At 64.8% G+C, this 18,086-nt stretch carries 10 protein-coding genes; 3 read left to right on the top strand and 7 right to left on the bottom strand.

The features are described from left to right. Window positions 1-21: 21 nt before the first annotated feature. The 4 genes from glgB to BBA01S_RS13470 all read right to left on the bottom strand — a co-directional run bounded on the left by glgB (window position 22) and on the right by BBA01S_RS13470 (window position 10,197). Window positions 22-2,238 carry a 1,4-alpha-glucan branching protein GlgB gene (gene glgB / locus BBA01S_RS13485; RefSeq protein WP_027816916.1) on the bottom strand — a complete coding sequence of 739 codons (2,217 nt, stop codon included), beginning with the start codon at window positions 2,236-2,238 and terminating at the stop codon, window positions 22-24. Beyond that, window positions 2,231-5,668 (bottom strand): maltose alpha-D-glucosyltransferase, encoded by a 3,438-nt coding sequence (gene treS, locus BBA01S_RS41125; RefSeq protein WP_042297042.1) that lies wholly within the window; start codon window positions 5,666-5,668, stop codon window positions 2,231-2,233. Before treS ends, glgB begins: the two co-directional genes overlap by 8 nt. Beyond that, window positions 5,665-9,189: a maltotransferase domain-containing protein gene (locus BBA01S_RS41120; RefSeq protein ID WP_063750541.1), complete on the bottom strand. Its 3,525-nt coding sequence runs from the start codon at window positions 9,187-9,189 to the stop codon at window positions 5,665-5,667. Before BBA01S_RS41120 ends, treS begins: the two co-directional genes overlap by 4 nt. 351 nt (window positions 9,190-9,540) lie before the next feature. Continuing rightward, a complete protein-coding gene (locus BBA01S_RS13470) occupies window positions 9,541-10,197 on the bottom strand; it encodes a DUF1345 domain-containing protein (protein WP_027816915.1) in 657 nt (218 codons plus the stop codon). Between the two features lie 248 nt (window positions 10,198-10,445). Between BBA01S_RS13470 and BBA01S_RS13465 the strand changes: the two genes are divergently transcribed. Continuing rightward, window positions 10,446-11,180, top strand: a complete 735-nt coding sequence (locus tag BBA01S_RS13465) for a metallophosphoesterase (RefSeq protein WP_027816914.1) — start codon at window positions 10,446-10,448, stop codon at window positions 11,178-11,180. A 551-nt stretch (window positions 11,181-11,731) separates the two neighbouring features. Here the strand turns inward: BBA01S_RS13465 and BBA01S_RS13455 are convergent. Further along, window positions 11,732-12,583 (bottom strand): LysR family transcriptional regulator, encoded by an 852-nt coding sequence (locus BBA01S_RS13455; RefSeq protein ID WP_027816912.1) that lies wholly within the window; start codon window positions 12,581-12,583, stop codon window positions 11,732-11,734. A gap of 98 nt (window positions 12,584-12,681) precedes the next feature. Between BBA01S_RS13455 and BBA01S_RS13450 the strand changes: the two genes are divergently transcribed. Then, window positions 12,682-13,065: a tautomerase family protein gene (locus BBA01S_RS13450; RefSeq protein ID WP_027816911.1), complete on the top strand. Its 384-nt coding sequence runs from the start codon at window positions 12,682-12,684 to the stop codon at window positions 13,063-13,065. A gap of 97 nt (window positions 13,066-13,162) precedes the next feature. On the opposite strand, the gene BBA01S_RS13445 is transcribed toward BBA01S_RS13450, so the two are convergent. Next, window positions 13,163-15,661, bottom strand: a complete 2,499-nt coding sequence (locus BBA01S_RS13445; protein ID WP_084162127.1) for a sensor domain-containing protein — start codon at window positions 15,659-15,661, stop codon at window positions 13,163-13,165. 158 nt (window positions 15,662-15,819) lie between these two features. After that, window positions 15,820-16,887: an AraC family transcriptional regulator gene (locus BBA01S_RS48080; RefSeq protein ID WP_042297039.1), complete on the bottom strand. Its 1,068-nt coding sequence runs from the start codon at window positions 16,885-16,887 to the stop codon at window positions 15,820-15,822. Window positions 16,888-17,002: 115 nt separating this feature from the next. On the opposite strand from BBA01S_RS48080, the gene BBA01S_RS13435 reads away from it, so the two are divergent. Then, complete coding sequence (locus BBA01S_RS13435) at window positions 17,003-18,061, top strand: BKACE family enzyme (protein ID WP_027816909.1); 1,059 nt, start codon at window positions 17,003-17,005, stop codon at window positions 18,059-18,061. The last annotated feature ends 25 nt before the right edge of the window (window positions 18,062-18,086 follow it).

Below are 18,086 nucleotides of genomic sequence, written 5' to 3'. Positions count from 1 at the left end.
GTTGATGGGGTGATCCGCCGGTCAGCGCCGTAGCCGCAAGACCAGCGTGCCGAGCGGCGGCAGCACGAGCGCCGCCGATTGCGGCTTGCCGTGGCTCTGCACCGGCTCGGTCGATACGATCCCTCCGTTGCCCATGTTCGACCCGCCGTAGACTTCGGCGTCCGTGTTCAGCGCCTCTTCCCACTGGCCCGGCTGCGGCATGCCGATGCGGTAGCCGTGGCGCGGCACCGGCGTGAAGTTGCAGATCACGACAACCTCGCGACCTGCACCATCCACGCGCCGCCACGCGAGCACGCTGTTCTCGCTGTCGTCGGCGACGAGCCATTCGAAGCCACCCGGTTCCGTATCGAGCGCATAGAGCGCGCTTTCGTCGGCATACAGCTTGTTCAGGTCGCGCACGAGCGTCTGCACGCCGCGATGCAGCGGGTCGTCCAGCAAGTTCCAGTGCGGCGTGCCGTCGTGATCGAATTCGGCCATTTGCCCGAATTCGCCGCCCATGAACAGCAGCTTCTTGCCCGGATGGCCCCACATGAAGCCAAAATACGCGCGCAGGTTCGCGAACTTCTGCCAGCGGTCGCCCGGCATCTTGCCAAGCAGCGAGCCCTTGCCGTGCACGACTTCATCATGCGAGAGCGGCAGCACGAAACGTTCGGAGTACGCATAGACCATCGCGAAGGTCATCAGATGGTGGTGATAGCGGCGGTACATCGGGTCTTCGTGCATGAAGTGCAGCGTGTCGTGCATCCAGCCCATGTTCCACTTGAACTGGAAGCCCAGGCCGCCGTCCTCGGGGCGCGCGGTGACGCCGGGCCAGGCCGTCGATTCCTCGGCGATGGTGATGACGCCAGGGCGCTGCGGTACGTACTGCGTTTCGTGATTGAGGCGCTTGAGAAAGGCAATCGATTCGAGGTTTTCCCGGCCGCCGTAGATATTCGGCACCCATTCGCCCTGGGCGCGCGAGTAGTCGCGATAGAGCATCGACGCCACCGCATCGACGCGCAGGCCGTCCACGTGATAGCGCATCAGCCACGCCAGGCCCGACGCGATCAGGAACGCGCTCACCTCCTTGCGGCCGAGGTTGTAGATCATCGTGTTCCAGTCGGGGTGATAGCCCTCGCGCGGGTCGGCATGCTCGTAGAGCGCGGTGCCGTCGAATTCGATCAGGCCGTGCGCGTCGTTGGGAAAGTGGGCGGGCACCCAGTCCAGAATCACGCCAAGGCCCGCTTCGTGCGCGCGATCGACGAACGCGGCGAAGTCGAGCGGCGATCCCAGTCGCGCCGTTGGCGCGAACTGCGAGAGCGGCTGGTAACCCCACGATCCGCCGAACGGATGCTCGGCCACGGGCAGCAATTCGATGTGCGTGAAGCCCATGCCCCGCGCGTAGGGAACCAGGCGCTCGGCGAGCGCGCGCCAGTCGGGCGTGGCCGCATCGGCGCCCTGCGTGGGCAGCCAGGACGGTGCGTGCACTTCGTAGATCGACATGGGCGCGCGCGCATCCTGCCGTTGCGCACGCCCCTGGAGCCACTCGTGGTCGTGCCACGCGAACTGATCGAGCGCGTCCACGGGCGCGACGATCGACGCCGTCGCGGGTGGCGCTTCGGTCTGGAGCGCGCACGGATCGGACTTGAGCGGCAGCACATTGCCCTGCGCGCCGAGAATCTCGTACTTGTAGCGCGCGCCCGGCGCCACGCGCGGGATGAACAGTTCCCACACGCCCGCTTCGTAACGCAGCCGCATGGGGTGGCGGCGGCCGTCCCAGGCGTTGAAGTCGCCCACCACCGAAACACGCCTTGCATTCGGCGCCCATACCGCGAAGCGCACGCCCGGCACGCCGTCGCACGTAACGGGACGCGCGCCCAGGCATTCGAGCACCGCATAGGGATCGCCGTCGGCGAGACGGCGCAGCGCCTCTTCGCTCAACTGCGCGCCAAATGAATAGGGATCCTCTATTTCCTGGTTCACGCCATGCCAGTCGATGTCGAGCCGGTACGGCACCGCTTCGGCGAGCGGCGCTGCGTACAGGCCCGCCGGATGCACCTGCGTGAGTTCCGCGAGCGTATGGGCGCGGTCGCGCGCGAGCACGCTCACACGCGAGGCGTTCGGCAGCCACGCGCGCACGTAGGGTGCGCCGTCGACCCAGTGCAGCCCGAGCACGGAGAACGGATCGGCATGGCGCGCGTGGATCAGCGCATCGATGTCGTGATGTTGCAGGCCGGCGTCCGGGGCGCGCTCAGGCATGTCCGCTTCCTCCCGCATGAGTGTGTCCTTGAACCTGGTTCGGCGTGAGGCCGAGCACGCTGCTCGCGAGCGCGGCCAGGCCGCGGATCGGCAAGGCGAGCCACGTCGGCCGGTTGGCGGCCTCGTAGCGGATTTCGTAGGCCGCCTTCTCGATCAGGAACAGGTCGAGCAGCGCCTGCTCGTGCGTGGCGCCCACGAGCGAAATGGGCGCGTTCGTGACGGCCGCGCGGTACTGGCTCAGGAAGGTCTCGGCGGCCTGGCCACGGAAGCGCTCGAACAGCGTGCGCTTGCGGTCGGCGAGCTGCTGCGGTGCGCTTTCGGTGGTCGATTGTGCCGCCGCGCCCGCATAGGACAGCGAGCGCAGCAGGCCCGCAACGTCGCGCAGCGAGCATTGCTTGGCGCGCCGGTAGTCGAGCGAGCGCGCGGGTTCCCCCTCGAAGTCGATCAGGTAGGCGTCGCCCTGCGCGAGCAGCACCTGGCCCAGATGGAAGTCGCCATGAATGCGGATCCGCGCCGCCGATGCATCGTCGGGCACGAGCTTTTCGACGGCCTCGATCAGCGCGTCGCGGCGATCGACCAGGCTGCGCGCCAGGTCTTTGGCATCGGCATCGAGCGTGTGGACGTCGTCGCCCACCTGCCGCGCCACGATATCGAGCGCCTCGATCAGCATCTTCTTCGCGTCGGCGACCCATTGGCGCACATCGGCGGGCGTGGCGGCTTCGGGCGCGAAGGCAGGATCGTCGGTCGGCGAGGCGAGCGCGGCGTGCAACTCGCCCAGCCGCTTGCCGATCGCGCCAATCACCGCCGCGTAGTTCTGCATGACCTCTTCTTCATGGGCCGGGTCAGCGCTTTCGCCATCGTCGGCGGCGAGCGCGAGTTCGTCGATCGTGCGGCGCAGATAGTCGAGCGCCCACGACCACGCGTCGCCCTGGTTGTCGATATAGCCTTGCAGGATGGCGAGCGTGTGCGGCACGCCCTCGGGATCGACGCGCACGACTTCGCCGTAAAGCGGTGCGGTGTTCGCGTAGCCGAGCTTCGTCAGGTAGCGGCTCATTTCCGCTTCGGGATGCACGCCCGCCATCAGGCGGCGCACGAGCTTGAGCACGAGCGCTTCCGCGATGATGAGCGAGCTGTTGCTCTGCTCGGCGGCCAGCCAGCGTATTTCGGGTTCGTCGCCCAGTTCGAGTTCGTCCAGTCGCTCGGTCGGCTCGAAGCGGATCGTGCTGCCTTGCACCGTCGGCACGGCGGCGCGTTCGTGCAGCTTGCGCAGCACGCCATAGGCGAACCACGGCAGCGAGAACGCATCCGTGAGATAGCCGATGGTGCGCCCGCGACGCACGCGTGAGAGCGCGAGCTGGATGTGCAGCGGCGTAGTGGTGTCCGCGCCCCATGTGATCGCGATGGGCAGCACGTAGCGCTCGCTCGTGCCGTCCGCGAGTTCGGCTTCGATTTCCGTGAACGCGAAGCCCGCGCCCTGGATCGTCGTGAGCGCGGCCAGCTTCACGCTGCGCAGCGGCTTGTCCTTCGAGGCGAACCAGCGCCGCCGCGAGAGCCAGGACGGCAGCACTTCCGATTCGAGCAGCCGCACATTTTCAGGCGTCGCGCCGGCCTGGCCTTCGCGGATCACCACCGTGACGAACTCGGGCAGTTGCTCCGAAATCGGCTGGCTCCACGATGGCCGCTGGTTGCCCGGGCAAAGTAGGAACCAGAGGAAGCCATAGGGCGGAAACGTCAATAGATAGGGCAACTGACCGATGGGCGGGAATACCGAGTCCGCCGTCATTTCCACGGGCGCGGTGCCTGCGAATTCGGACAGGTCGAGTTCGACGGCTTGCGGCGCGCGCGAGAGGTTCGCCACGCAGAGGATCGACGGCTCACCCGGCATTTCGCGCAGATAGGCGAGTATCTTGCGGTTGGCAGGGCGCAGGAAGCGGATCGTGCCGCGCCCGAAGGCCTGCTTCGCGCGCCGTGTCGCGAGCATGCGCCGCGTCCAGTTGAGCAGCGAATGCGGATCGCGCGTCTGCGCCTCCACGTTGATCGCGTCGTAGCCGTAGAGCGAGCCCATCAACGGCGGCAGCACCAGTTGCTCGGGGTCGGCGCGCGAGAAGCCGCCGTTGCGGTCGGACGACCACTGCATCGGCGTACGCACGCCGTCACGGTCGCCCAGGTGAATGTTGTCGCCCATGCCAAGCTCGTCGCCGTAATAGATCACGGGCGTGCCCGGCATCGACAGCAGCAGCGAATTGATCAGTTCGATGCGGCGGCGGTCGCGCTCCATGAGCGGCGCGAGACGGCGGCGAATCCCCAGGTTCAGGCGCGCGCGCCGGTCGCTCGCATAGGTGTTCCAGAGATAGTCGCGCTCGGAATCGGTGACCATCTCCAGCGTCAGTTCGTCGTGATTGCGCAGGAAAATCGCCCACTGGCAGCTTTCCGGCAAGTCCGGCGTCTGCTTCATGATGTCGATGATCGGAAAGCGGTCTTCGCTCGCAATCGCCATATAAAGGCGCGGCATCAGCGGAAAGTGAAATGCCATATGGCATTCGTCTTCGTTACCGAAGTACTCCTGCACATCTTCCGGCCATTGATTCGCCTCGGCCAGCAGCATGCGGTTGGGGTAATGCTCGTCGATCGTCGCGCGGATCTGCTTGAGGATCGCATGGGTTTCCGGCAGGTTCTCGTTGTTGGTGCCTTCGCGTTCGACGAGGTATGGCACGGCGTCAAGGCGCAGGCCGTCGATCCCCATGTCGAGCCAGAAACGCATGACGTGCAGCACTTCGCGCAGCACGGCGGGATTGTCGAAGTTGAGGTCGGGCTGGTGCGAATAGAAGCGGTGCCAGTAATAGGCGCCCGCGACGGGATCGTGCGTCCAGTTCGACGGCTCGGAATCGATGAAGATGATGCGCGTGCCCTGATAGCGCTGGTCGGTGTCCGACCACACGTAGTAGTTGCGATGGTTCGAACCGGGCTTCGCGCGGCGCGCGCGCTGGAACCACGGATGCTGGTCGGAGGTGTGATTGATGACGAGTTCGGTAATCACGCGCATGCCGCGCGCGTGCGCTTCCTGGATGAAGCGGCGCACGTCGGCCAGTTGCCCGTAGTCGGGGTGCACGTTGCGGTAGTCGGCGATGTCGTAGCCGTCGTCGCGGCGCGGCGACGGATAGAACGGCAGCAGCCAGATCGCCGTCACGCCCAGTCCCGCGATGTAATCGAGCTTGGCGAGCAGGCCCGGAAAGTCGCCGACGCCGTCGTTGTTCGCATCGAAGAACGACTTCACGTGCACCTGGTAAATGATGGCGTCCTTGTACCAGTGCGGATCGTCGGTGAGCAGCGAGGGCTTGCCGCGCTTTTGCGTGGCGTGTTCCCGGTGCGCGCCGTGGTCGTCTTCGGTCGGTGCGGTGGGGTCGTGCGTTACCGAGGGATCGCGTTTCATGTCGCTCCTCCGGGCGGGAAATCCTCGCCCAGTTCGGGGTGGCTTTCGAGTTGCGCGTCGAGTGCGTCGTCGGAATCAAGAGCAGACTCGGGCGGCGTCTCGCGCGGCAGGCCGTCGATGGGCGCGATGCGCCAGATCGCGAACGGCTTCGTATGCGGATCGAGCCGCACATGCTGCCAGCGGCCCTGCCATTCGAAGCGCTCGCCCGTCATTTCGTCGACGACCGCAAGACGCGCATGGTCGTCGATCTGCCACTGCTGGAAGGTGGCCCACGACAGTTCGATATCGGCGCCTTGCTCGTTGTAGGCGTCGAGATTGATGGCGACGACGATCACGTTGTCGCGCGCGGGCGTGGCCTTTTCGAAGCAGAGAATGGCGTCGTTGTGCGCGGCGAGGAAGGTGACGCCCAGATGCGTCTGCAAGGCGGGATTGGCGCGGCGCACGCGGTTGAGCAGGGTAATTTCCGCCATGATGTTGCCGGGGCGGTTCCAGTCCCACGCGCGCAACTGGTATTTTTCGGAGTCCAGATATTCTTCGCTGTTGGGCAGCGGCCGCGCGTCGCACAGTTCGAAGCTGCTATAGACGCCCCAAAGCCCGGAAAGCAGCGCCGCCAGTGCCGCGCGTATCAAGTGCATCGAGCGCGCGCCGTTCTGCAAGTAGCGCGGGTTGATGTCGGGCGTATTGACGAAGAAGTTAGGCCGGTAGAAGTCGCGCACTTCGGTCTGCGTGAGCTCGGTGAGGTAGGCGATGAAGTCACGCTTCGATTCGCGCCACGTGAAGTACGTGTACGACTGCGAAAAGCCGATCTTCGCGAGGCGATACATCAGGCGCGGACGCGTGAAGGCTTCGGAGAGAAAGATCACGTCGGGATGGCGCGAACGCACGTCGGCGATCATCCATTCCCAGAACGGCAGCGGCTTGGTGTGCGGATTGTCGACGCGGAAGATGCGCACGCCCGTATCGACCCAGAACAGGATCACGTCGCGCAGCGCGAGCCAGAGATCGGGCTTGGCGTCGTGCGCATAGAACTCGGGATTGACGATGTCCTGGTACTTCTTCGGCGGGTTTTCCGCATAACGCAGCGTGCCGTCGGGACGCCAGGCGAACCAGCCCGGATGCGCCTTGAGCCACGGATGGTCGGGCGAACATTGAATCGCGAAATCGAGCGCGATTTCCAGGCCGTGATCGTGCGCCGCCTTGAGCATGCGGCAGAAGTCTTCGAGGGTGCCCAGTTGAGGATGCACGGCGGTGTGGCCGCCTTCGGCCGCGCCAATCGCGTACGGGCTGCCCACGTCGCCGGGCTGCGCGTTCAGCGAGTTATTGCGGCCCTTGCGGTTGGCAAGGCCGATGGGGTGAACTGGCGGGAAATACAGCACGTCGAAGCCCATGTCGCGCACGCGCGGCATCTTCGCAATCACGTCGTCCCAGGTGCCGTGGCGCGATTCGTCGTCGCTCATCGAGCGCGGGAAGATCTCGTACCAGCTCGCGAAACGCGCGGCGGGACGCTCGGCGTCCACGCGCTGTACGGTCGCATCGCGCGAGAGGAAAGGCCGGTGATGGGCGGCGCGCACGGCAGCGGCGGTGGCGGGCGCGGCGAGCAGCGCGCAGCGCGTATCGGTATCGGCGCCGATGAAGCGCCTGACGATGTCGTCGAGCGCCGCGCGATTGCGCGCGTGTTCCTCGCCGGGCACGTCCGAGGTTTCTGCCGTGGCGAGCACGAGTGCGAGCAAACGGCTCGCTTCTTCGAGTTCGAGATGGACGGGCTGGTTGGCCGCGCGCTTTTTCTGCAGGTGATCGACGAGCGAGGCGAAATCGTCGCGCCATGCGATCACGACGAATTCGTAGCGGCCCACGCGGTCGAGCGGGAAATGTCCGCTCCACATGTCCGTGCCTGCGGGCGGCACGGGCGACATCGGCGCTTCATGCCACGCGGTTTCGTCGGCGGCGCGCCAGAGGATCGCCCCGTCGATGCGGTCGTGGCCTTCGGCGAAGATCGCCGCGCGCACCTCGCAACGCTCGCCGACGATGCGCTTCGCGACAAAGCGGCCGTGATCGACGGAAGGCGTCACGCTCTCGATGGCGATGCGCGGCGCGGCGATGGCTTCCAGCACGCTCCTGTGGCCGCTTGCGGGTGACTTCGCGAGATCCTCTGGCGGCGCGAGCGCAACCAGCGGCGTCGCCAGTGCGCGAAACAGCCAGCAGGCGCCCGCGGGCAGCGTGAAGCTGTCTGGCACCGCGCTCGCGTCGCGCCGCTCGGGCAGGCGCGCGCCGCGCAGGCTCTGCGCGTCGACCGGCGTGAAGCGCGTGAAGTTGCCGGGCACGCCGTCGAGCAGATGCGCCATGTTCACGCGCACCGGCGCGGCCAGCGCGGGATTGACGAGCATGAGCAGCGCTTCGTCGGCGACGCGCAGGTCGTCGCGGTCGCCGCGCAGCACCGCGGCCACGGGCGCGCCCGCGCCGTTGAGCGCGCGCAGTTCGCCATTGGTTTGCAGGATGAAGGTCTCGCGCTGCAAGGCGTTGGCGTGCGCGATGTCGGCGGAAAAGTCGAAGGGCGCCTGCGCTTTCATGTGCGCCCACGATTGTGCGTTGCCCGGCGCGTCGCGCCCGCCGTGGCTGGTCGCGTCGTGCAGGCCGTATTCGAAGCCCATCGGCACGAGCCAGCCGGTGCCGAGCGCCGCCGCCGTGCGCAGCATGCGCCGGTAGGCGCGCTCGATGGCGCGCGCGTCCGCCGCGCCTTCCAGGTCGTGGGCGAGACGCGTGCCGTAGGGCGCTTCAGGGAACGTGATGGGCGAGCCGACGCGCCGCACGACGGCGTGTTCCTCGATCATCCAGCGCTCGGAGAAGTCCCACCAGCGCAGCGACGTGAAGGCGGCGTCGAAACCCGCGTCCTCAAGCTGGGCGATCTCGTCGCGCGCGAGGCCGGGCGTGGCCGCGAGCCAGCGCGTTTGCGCGTGACTGGCGCGCACGCCGTCGAAGATCGCGCGCAGCACGCCCGCCGGCATGCGATGCGGCGAGTCGACCCGAAAACCGCCCAGACCCGCATCGGCCAGACGCGCGGCAAGCTGCGTCCACCAGACGGCGAGCGCCGCGCCCGCGCGGTCGAAATCGGCATAGGCGACGTTGGCGTCCAGATGGCCGTGGCGGGGGTCGAGGCGCGCGTCCTCGGGCTCGAACGGATGGAACCATTCGGGGTGTTCGGCATAGAGCGCGCCGTCCGCCGCGGTGCGGTCGAGCGTGAGATCGGCGAGCAGCGTGATGCCGCTCGAGCGCGCAGCGGCGACGAGCAGGCGCAACGCGTCGTCCACGCGTTCCTGCGAGCCGAAGGCGGGATGCAAGCGGGTGTGATCGGCGACGATGCGGTCGTCGCCCGACGCGCCAGGCGCGAACAGGCCACCGATCAGGACATGGTCGAAGCCGAGCGACGCGGCATGCGCAAATTGCGCAGGCCACGCGTCAAGCGGCCCAACAAGGACGGAATGGACGAAGTAGATCCGCGGCGCATAGGCGTGGGGAAGTTCCATCGGTCGGATTCCAGGTACGTCGGGCGGCGTGGATGCAAGGCCGATGTGTCACCGGATGCGATCACGTTGCCCGTGGGCTGTGCCGGAGCGGGCCGCGCGGGGCTTGCGGCGCGTCCTGTTCAGAGTAGTGCAAGAGCAGGCCGGAACCAAACCGCGAGCGACGCGTAGCGTCTTGGCCAGGATTTCAGCAAGGCATGTGCCCAGGGGCGGGCTGACGGGCGGCGCAAGGGGAGCGGCGCGGCTGGGTGCGCCGTTGGGGCGTGTTTGGGGGCGTGGCGGGCGCGTGGATGAGCCAGGTGCGCCGGGCGGCTTGCGCACACGCCGAGTGCAAAAACGGCGCGGCGCGATGTATCAGTTGCCGACCATGCTTGCGGCGATGTTGACGCACAGCCCGAGCACCGACACGTTGAAGTAGAACGACAGGATCGACTGCGCGAGCACGCTGCGGCGCGCGCTGCGCCCGCGCATGCCGACATCGGCGGTCTGCGAGGCGCAGGCGATCGTGAACGAGAAGTACAGGAAATCCCAGTAGTTGGGCGTGAGGTGTTTGTCAGGGAAGGCGAGCGCGGGCGCCTGCGGATCGGAGCCGTAGTACACGCGCGCGTAGTGCAGCGTGAAGATGGTCGGAATCAGGAACCACGCGCCGATCAGCGTCATGCCGGTGAGCAGCGAATGCAGCACCTTCGAGGCCGTGCCCAGGTCTTTCGTGGTGCCCAGTTCCAGCACGATGGCGACGATGCTGGCGACCGTCGCCGCACAAACGAGGAAGAGCACCGTGCTCGCGCTTTGATCCTCGTTCTGGGCGTGGGCGCGCACGCTTTCCTCGTCGGTGCGGGCCATGTGTATCCAGATCAGCACGAGATAGCTCCAGATCGCGGCATCCCAGCCGAACAGCACGCGCGCCACCGGCTTGATCGACGCCGGCGTAAGCACGCCGAGCACGATCCCCACCGCGATGCCGATCGTCATATGAGGACGGTTGTGCAGAACCTGCGGAAGAAGTTTCATCGCTGCGATCGCCCCGGTTAAAGCCGCGCCTGTGTGCGCACCTGTTGTGCAGCCTTCAGCACGCGGAGGGTTGTCATGAGTTGAGCCAGACTGCCGATGCGGCATTATTTTACGGATTGAGCCTTACGGTTTGTCGAACGGCGGGTTTGTCGAGGGGCGGCAGCCCGGCAAAAGCTTCGTTGCAAAAGCTTAGACAAAACGCGAGTTGGCACGCATACACGACACACACTCAGGACTATCATGAAGCGATGACGCCCAATCTTGTTCCGGAAGTTGTGCATCACGCGGCCAATGCGGCCGGTCGCGATTTTGTGATCGGCGACCTGCACGGCTGCGTGGATCCCTTGCGCTATCTGTTGCATAAAGTGGCGTTCGACGGGGAGCGCGACCGGCTCTTTTCGGTGGGCGATCTCGTCGATCGCGGCGACCAGTGCGAAGCGGCGCTCGCGCTGCTCGACAAGCCGTGGTTTTTTGCCGTGCTCGGCAATCACGAGGATTCGCTGTGCGCCGTCGTCGAAAAGCGGCTGCCGCGCCATCGCTGGTATGCCATCGGCGGAGCCTGGTCGCAGTCGCTGCCGGAACGCACGCTCGCGGCGCACGCGAAACGGTTGCGCGAACTGCCGCTCGTGCGCACCGTGGGCGAGGGCGCGACGCGCTTCAACGTGCTGCATGCGGAGTTTTTTGGCGACGACGCCGAGCTTGACGCTGGCCAGTTCGACGCCGCTGTGCGCGAGCGGATGCTGTGGGGGCGCGAGCTTGCCCTCAACGCGGGCGCGCCGCCGAGCCACGCGCTTTCGCTCACTTACTGCGGCCATACGCCGGTGCGCGAGCTGCGCCAGATTGGCTCGCAGATGTTCATTGACACGGGTGCGTTCATTCCCGAAGGACGCCTGACGATGGTCGAGGCGATGACGCCGCGGCAGTGGTCGATTTCCGTGCAGGCGGCGCGCGCCATGCACGCTGCGGAGATGGCGCTGCCCTGAATTTTCGCTGGTGCGCGAGCCGGATCTGGCCAATGCGGGTTGGGTATAATCGCCGCCCGGTTGGATCAAGAGAACAACGGCTCATCGACGGAGGCGCGGCGTGCGGGCAGTGGTGGTGATGGTGGCGGCAGGATGGTTCGCGACGGCGACAGTGGCGGCGTGGGCCGCCGCGTCAACGGCGGCGCACGCTGCGAAGGCGCAGACGTCCGCGCACAGGAGGGGTGCTCCGAAAACGGCGCAACACAAGGGGCACAAAGCCCCGCATAAGGCGCACAAGCCGGCCGCGAAAGCGCCCCATGCGAAGCACGATGCAATCATGGCGTCGAAACGCCATCCCGACGAGAAACCTCACGCTGCACACGCGCCGCATCAGGCGAGTGCGCACAAACCAGCTGCTGTGCGTGCGGCGCCACGCCACAAATTGATGGTCGACGCACCTGCGGCGCCTTCCGCATCCGCGGTTTCGGTGAAGCGGGCAAGCCCGCAGCCGCACGAACTTCCGCCGATCCTGAGTTGATTTCGGGTTGATTCGACGGCAGTGCCCGCCAGGTTCAGGCGCTGCCCAGACTCGAAGCGAGCAACTGCAAGGTTGCCGCCGAACGCGGCTCGCGCACGCGCGAATGCAGTGTCACCCGCGACATCGGCAAGGGCGGAAGCCCGTACTTCGCGCCGACATCGACCAGCGTGCGCGGCGCGACCCGCCGCGCGAGCGCCGATACTGCCAGCCCCGCCTCCAGCGCCGCGCCGACCGCGGCCACCCCGCCTCCCACGAACACCTCGTTCCACGCCAGTCCCGCCGCATCGAGCGCGCCAATGGCCGCCGCACGCACCGCGCACGGCCCGGCCAGCAGGGCGAGCGGCAGCGGCGTGCCGGGCGACCATTGCCACTCGGGCGAGGCGAGCCAGATCAGCGGCTCGTCGAAGAGGTGCCGAGCATCGCCGCGCGGCGACTCGTCGGCTTCCTGACGCACGATCACGGCGTCCAGCCGCCGCTCGTCGAATTGCGCGAGCAACTGCGTCGACTGGCCCAGATGCAGCGCGATCACCAGACCCGGATCGTGTGCGCGCAGCAACGCCAGTTGACGCGCGAGTTGCGCATCGGCGACGTGTTCGCTCAGGCCCAGCGCAAGCCGCCTCGTATCGCCTGTCAATGCGCCGAGCGCGCGCTCGTGCGCGCCGAGCAGGTCGCGCGCGGCAGCGAGAAACGTCAGCCCGTCCGGCGCCAGCCGCACGACGCGTGGCGTGCGCTCCAGCAACTGCCGGCCAAGATGGGCTTCCAGACGCTTGAGCTTGAGGCTGACGGCCGACTGGGTGGTGCCCAGCGCGTCGGCCGCGCGCGTGAAGCTGTGCAGTTCGGCGACGAGGACGAAGGCGCGCACGGCGTCCAGGTCGAGTGGTTTCATTTCCATCGTAAATGAATGAAATATCGAGTCATATCTGTTTATTATGATAGACGCGGACTAAGCTGATGTCATGTTCAATCAACCCGATGGAGCCTGACATGCCCTTCACCCGAATCGCCGTGCGCGCCGGCAAGCCCGCAACCTATCGCAAGGCCCTCATGCAGGGCGTGCACCGCGCGCTCATGGACGTGTTCAAGGTGCCGGAGGACGACCAGTTCATGATCGTCACCGAGCATGACGCCGATAACTTTCTGTTCGGCCGTCATTATCTGGGGATCGAGCGCAGCGATGATCTCGTGATGATCCAGATTGCCGTGAACAATACGCGCGGGCAGGATCAGAAGAAGGCGCTGTTCGCGCAGATCGCGGACAACCTCGCGCAGGAACCGGGCGTGAGGCGCGAGGACGTGTTCGTGAACCTCGTCGATGTCGCGCGGGAGAACTGGTCGTTTGGGTATGGGGTGGCGCAGTACGCGACTTGAGTGAAGCGCTCTAGTTGCACGAGGTCAGCCTCACACGCTGGTCTCGTGCTTGCGACAACGCCAGCGCCCAGCGCAGGCCTTGTCGAAAAACCGCCCACTACGAATGCAGATAACGCTTGAGCGCCATAACAGGCGTCGGCCTTGCAAAGAAAAAGCCTTGCAGTTCGTGACAGCGCTCGTCGAGCAAAGCTTGCCGTTGATCTCCCGTTTCGACGCCTTCGGCGGTGATCGGCAGATCGAGACTTCGGCATAGTTCGGTGATCGCGTGAATAATGGCCGCTGATTTCGGGTTGTTGCCCAGTCCATTGACAAAGCCGCGATCGATCTTCACGCGCGTGAAGGGAACACTCTGTAGCAGTCCCAACGACGAGTAGCCCTTGCCGAAATCGTCCATCGCGACGCCCACGCCCATCGCACGAATTTCATTCAGGATGCGCGACGACGTGCCGGACGATTCCAGCAGTACGGTTTCGGTGATTTCGACTTCCAGACGGTGTGCCGGAAGCGCCGCGTTCTTGAGCGCCTTCGCCAGGATGTGCGTAAAGTCCGCGTGAACCAGTTGAGCCGGTGAAACGTTGACGCTCAGGCGGATATGCGCCGGCCAGAGCGCCGCGTCCCGACATGCCTTCTCCAGCACCCACGCCCCGAGTTCCGGCATCAGGCCTCGCTCTTCCGCAACCGGGATGAATTCGGCCGGAGAAATGGGGCCGCGCTTTGGGTGACGCCAGCGCAATAGCGCCTCGCATGCGGTGGTGATGCCGCTATGCGCTTCGACGATCGGCTGATAATGCAATTCCAGTTGATTCGCGCGCAATGCACGCCGCAGGTCGTCCTCAAGTTCGTTGCGCAGTCGAATGGGGTTGTTCATGCCGCTCTCGTACAGGCGAAAGCAGTTGCGGCCATCCCGCTTGGCCGCATACAGCGCAAGATCCGCGCGCTGGAGCACCGTCCCCGCGTCGATTCCCGCGCGCGCATGAATGACGATGCCGACACTTGCACCGACGCTAATTTCATTGCTCGCGATTTCGAACGGCGCGGATAGCGTGTCGATGCATCGTTGCGCGAGTTCCGCCGCGTCATCCACGCTTCGAAACGGCACCTGCAGAATCGCGAATTCATCGCCGCTCAAGCGCGCCAACTGGTCGCTCGCACGCACGGTGCCGGAGAGCCGTCGCGCCACGGCCTTGAGCAGTTCATCGCCGACATGATGGCCAAGCGTGTCGTTGACCGACTTGAATCGATCCAGGTCGAGAAAAAGCAGGGCAAACGGCCGCTCGGCGGATGCGTTGGCTGCCAGCTCGGACAGGCGCTCCTGAAAACGCAGACGATTGGGCAGGTCGGTCAGGTGATCGTGATGGGCGAGATGCGTGATACGGTTTTCCGCGATGCGCCGCTCGGTCATGTCCTCGATCGTGGACACCCAGCCGCCATGCGAAAGCAGCCGTGTCACGACCGAGATGCTGCGGCCCAGACGGGCGACTTCCATCGTCGACTGCTGCTGGTTGCCGTCGAAACGGTGAACTAGTTGCTTGCGCACCTTTCTGGCCCACGCTGCCGATTGATCGTGCGGCATGCCCGCGCGCTCGCCGATGCGCCGTAGCATCGCGCCCAGCCGCATCCCTTCGCACAAGTCACCGTCGGGGAGCGACAGGATGTGGGCGAACTGGTCGTTGGACAGCACGAGGCGTCCGCGTCGATTGAACAGACACAATCCTTGCGACATGTTGTCGAGCGCAAGATCCAGATTGCGTGTGGTTTCTTCGAGCGCGAGCGCGATCTCGCGCTGTTCGCTGCAGTCGCGCGTAATTTTTGCGAAGCCGAACAGGACGCCTGCGTCGTCGTAGATCGGCTGGATGACCACATGTGCCCAGAACCGGCGTCCGTCCTTGCGAACGCGCCAGCCTTCCGCCTCGAATTTTCCGGTTTGACGAGCCGTTTCGAGTCCGTATTGCGGCAGGCCGCGCTCGCGATCCGCGGGTTCGTAAAAGCAGGAGAAATGCTTGCCGACGATCTCGGCGGCCCGATAGCCTTTCGCCCGTTGTGCACCGGCGTTCCAGTTCGAGACGATGCCGTTCGTGTCGAGCATGTAGATCGCGTAGTCGGTGACGCCTTCCACCAGCAACCTGAAACTCCGCTCATGGTCGCGCGTCTGCTTGTCCAGCGAGCGCTCTTCGGTGCGATCGCGCATCAGCTTGACGAACCCAAGCAGTTCGCCATTGCCGTCGTAGACAGGTTCGATGAAGACGTGTGCCCAGAATTGCGTGCCGTCCTTGCGAACGCGCCAGCCTTCGGCTTCGAATTTTCCTGTCGTTTTCGCGAATTCCAGGTTTTGTGCAGGTACTTCGGCTATTTGCTCCTCAACGGAGTACAAACATGAGAAGTGCTGAGCGGGGATTTTGTCTGCGGAAATACCGTCGGCTTTCGAGGCAGCGGCGTTCCACGTCCGGATCAAGCCGTCTGCATCGAGCAGATGAATGGAGTAGCCCGTGTTCTGGGCAGATTCCCGGTCGACCAGGTTGCTCGATGCTTCCGTCTGAGAGGCATGCCGGGAGAGGCTGGATTCGGAATTCGTTACCCCGATTTGCTCAGTTTTCATTTTTTTCGAGTTTCTGATCGGCTTCGCGAGATGCCCGCTCAGAATATATGCGGCATAGCCGGGCGCGCAATGGCAAAAAAGCAATTGTTGCCACGCAAACGTTTTACTTGTCGCCGCGCTGGTTTGGTTCAAGCAGCGTCTGCGCCGAATCGCACACTCTATTGCAGGGTGGACACGGATACCGAACCATTGAGCGCCGTATTGGCAGCTTCCTGTACACCTTTCTTCCAGCTTGAAACGGTCATGCCAAACTGCTTTCTGAACCAGAAGGCGAAAGCACTGGAGCTGGAGAATCCGAGCAGATCGGCAAGCTCTGCCAGAGAGCGGTCGCTGTCGAGTATCTGGCGCGCGGCGAGTTCGGCCCGGATCGACTGGTGCAGCGCGAAATAGCTCGTGCCTTCGGCTGCCAGATGGCGATGCAGCGTTCGACGATCCACGCCCAGGTGTTTGGCCACCTGATCCGAGGTGCATCTGCCTCCAGGCAACATCGCAATCACGACCTGCCGGACGGTATGCGTCACGCTTTCGGCGGATCCCGACAGTGCGTGGTCGAGCAGGCGACGCACGTGAGGCGTCATGTGATAGTCGTCGGCGGCAATCGGCGCGTCGAGATCCCTGGCTGTACAGACAATGCCGTTAAAAGCGGCATTGAATTCGACTGACGCGCGAAACAACGCTTTGTGGCGTGTGGCGCCGTACGGTTGCCGATGCTTGAATCCGATCGATCGGGCGCGCCAGGCTGGCCCCAGTAACTCGACGATCGCGCGATACATCACGCCTACCGCCATCTCGACGGACTGACGCACCGAGCGTTTGCCGGTCACGAGCAGCTCCACGCGAATCAATACGGTGTCGCCGAAGTCCTCGATGCTGGTGAAAAGCGCCGCGTTGATGAGGCGCATATAGCGGCACAGGTTGTCCAGCGCCAGCCGGGCGCTGGGTGCTTCGCGCATCACCAGACTGATCGGGCCAAGGTTTGCCAGCTGGCGGTGCTCGGCCAGCTGCAGGCCAAAATCTTCCACACCTGCCGACGCAGCGCTGTCCTCAAGCAACTGGCTGACCGCCGTGGGGCTGATCGGCATGTCGGGGTCGACCAGGCTGCGGGACGTGAGCCCCACCTTGCGCATCATCGTCTCCGGATTGAGGCCGTGATGACGGGCCAGCTCGGCGTACCCGGTCAGGCTGGCGCTGCGGATCAGTGGCGTGAAGCCATTCTTTGCGGGCATTGGCGTGTCCCAATTTAGACATCGAATGTCCCAAATAATACATCGCGTTCGAAGCCGCAGGGATAGTCTTCTGTCGAAGTACAGACCATTCCATTCCAACACGCGGAGACACGCCATGAATTTTCTCGACGGACACCTTTTCCCTGAAAACCAGCAACCGCTGATCATCACCGCTGCTCCGTACGCGCCGTCCTATGTTCCTTCCGATTTCCCGGAAGACATCCCGGTGACGATGGAGGCGCAGATACAGAAGGCCGTGGACTGCTACAACGCGGGCGCTACGGTGTTGCATCTGCATGTGCGCGAACTCGACGGACGCGGCTCCAAACGTCTGTCGAAATTCAACGAACTGGTGGCCGGCGTGCGCAACGCCGTGCCGGAAATGATTATCCAGGTGGGCGGTTCGATCTCGTTTGCGCCGGAAAGCGATGGCGCCGCTGCCAAATGGCTTTCCGACGATACGCGCCACATGCTGGCCGATCTCGACCCCAAACCCGACCAGGTCACGGTGACGGTGAATACGTCGCAGATGAACGTGCTGGAGCATTTCGACTTCGAAGACGTGCGCGGCACGTCCATGGAAGATCCGGCTGTTTATCAGGCCTACAAGGAAATGACGGTGCCGTCCCAGCCCGGCTGGGTCGAGGAGCATATCCGCCGCCTGTCCGCCGCAGGCATCCAGAGCGCTTTCCAGTGCTACAACATCAATAGCTTCGAGTCCGTCGAGCGACTGATGCGCAGGGGGATTTATCAAGGCCCGCTGGTGATGAACTGGGTGGCGATCAGCGGCGGCATGGACGCGCCGAACATCTACAACATGGCCAACATGGTTCGCGCGGTTCCGGACGGCGCGGTGCTGACGGTGGAGAGTTCTGTGCTGAATGTGCTGCCAATCAACATGATGGGCATTGCCATGGGACTGCACGTGCGCTGTGGCATCGAAGACAATCTGTGGAACCAGCAACGCACCGGCAAATTCAGCACCGTTCAGCAGATCGAACAACTGGTGCGGATCTCTCGCGAGTTTGGCCGACCGATTGCGACCGCACAGCAGGCGCGCGAAATTTCCCGTATCGGCGTGTTCTACGACACGGTGGAAGAGTCCCTCGCGGCCAATGGTTTTGCGCCCAACCGGCCAGGGCGGCAGCAGGGCCATCTGCGCAAGGCTGCCTGAGTGCCAGCGTCGGTAACACAAAGAT

Origin of the sequence: Paraburkholderia bannensis NBRC 103871 (assembly GCF_000685015.1) — a bacterium.
GTDB lineage: Bacteria > Pseudomonadota > Gammaproteobacteria > Burkholderiales > Burkholderiaceae > Paraburkholderia > Paraburkholderia bannensis.
The sequence above is the reverse complement of the archived record's forward strand: the minus strand, read 5'-3'. Positions and strand labels throughout refer to the sequence as shown.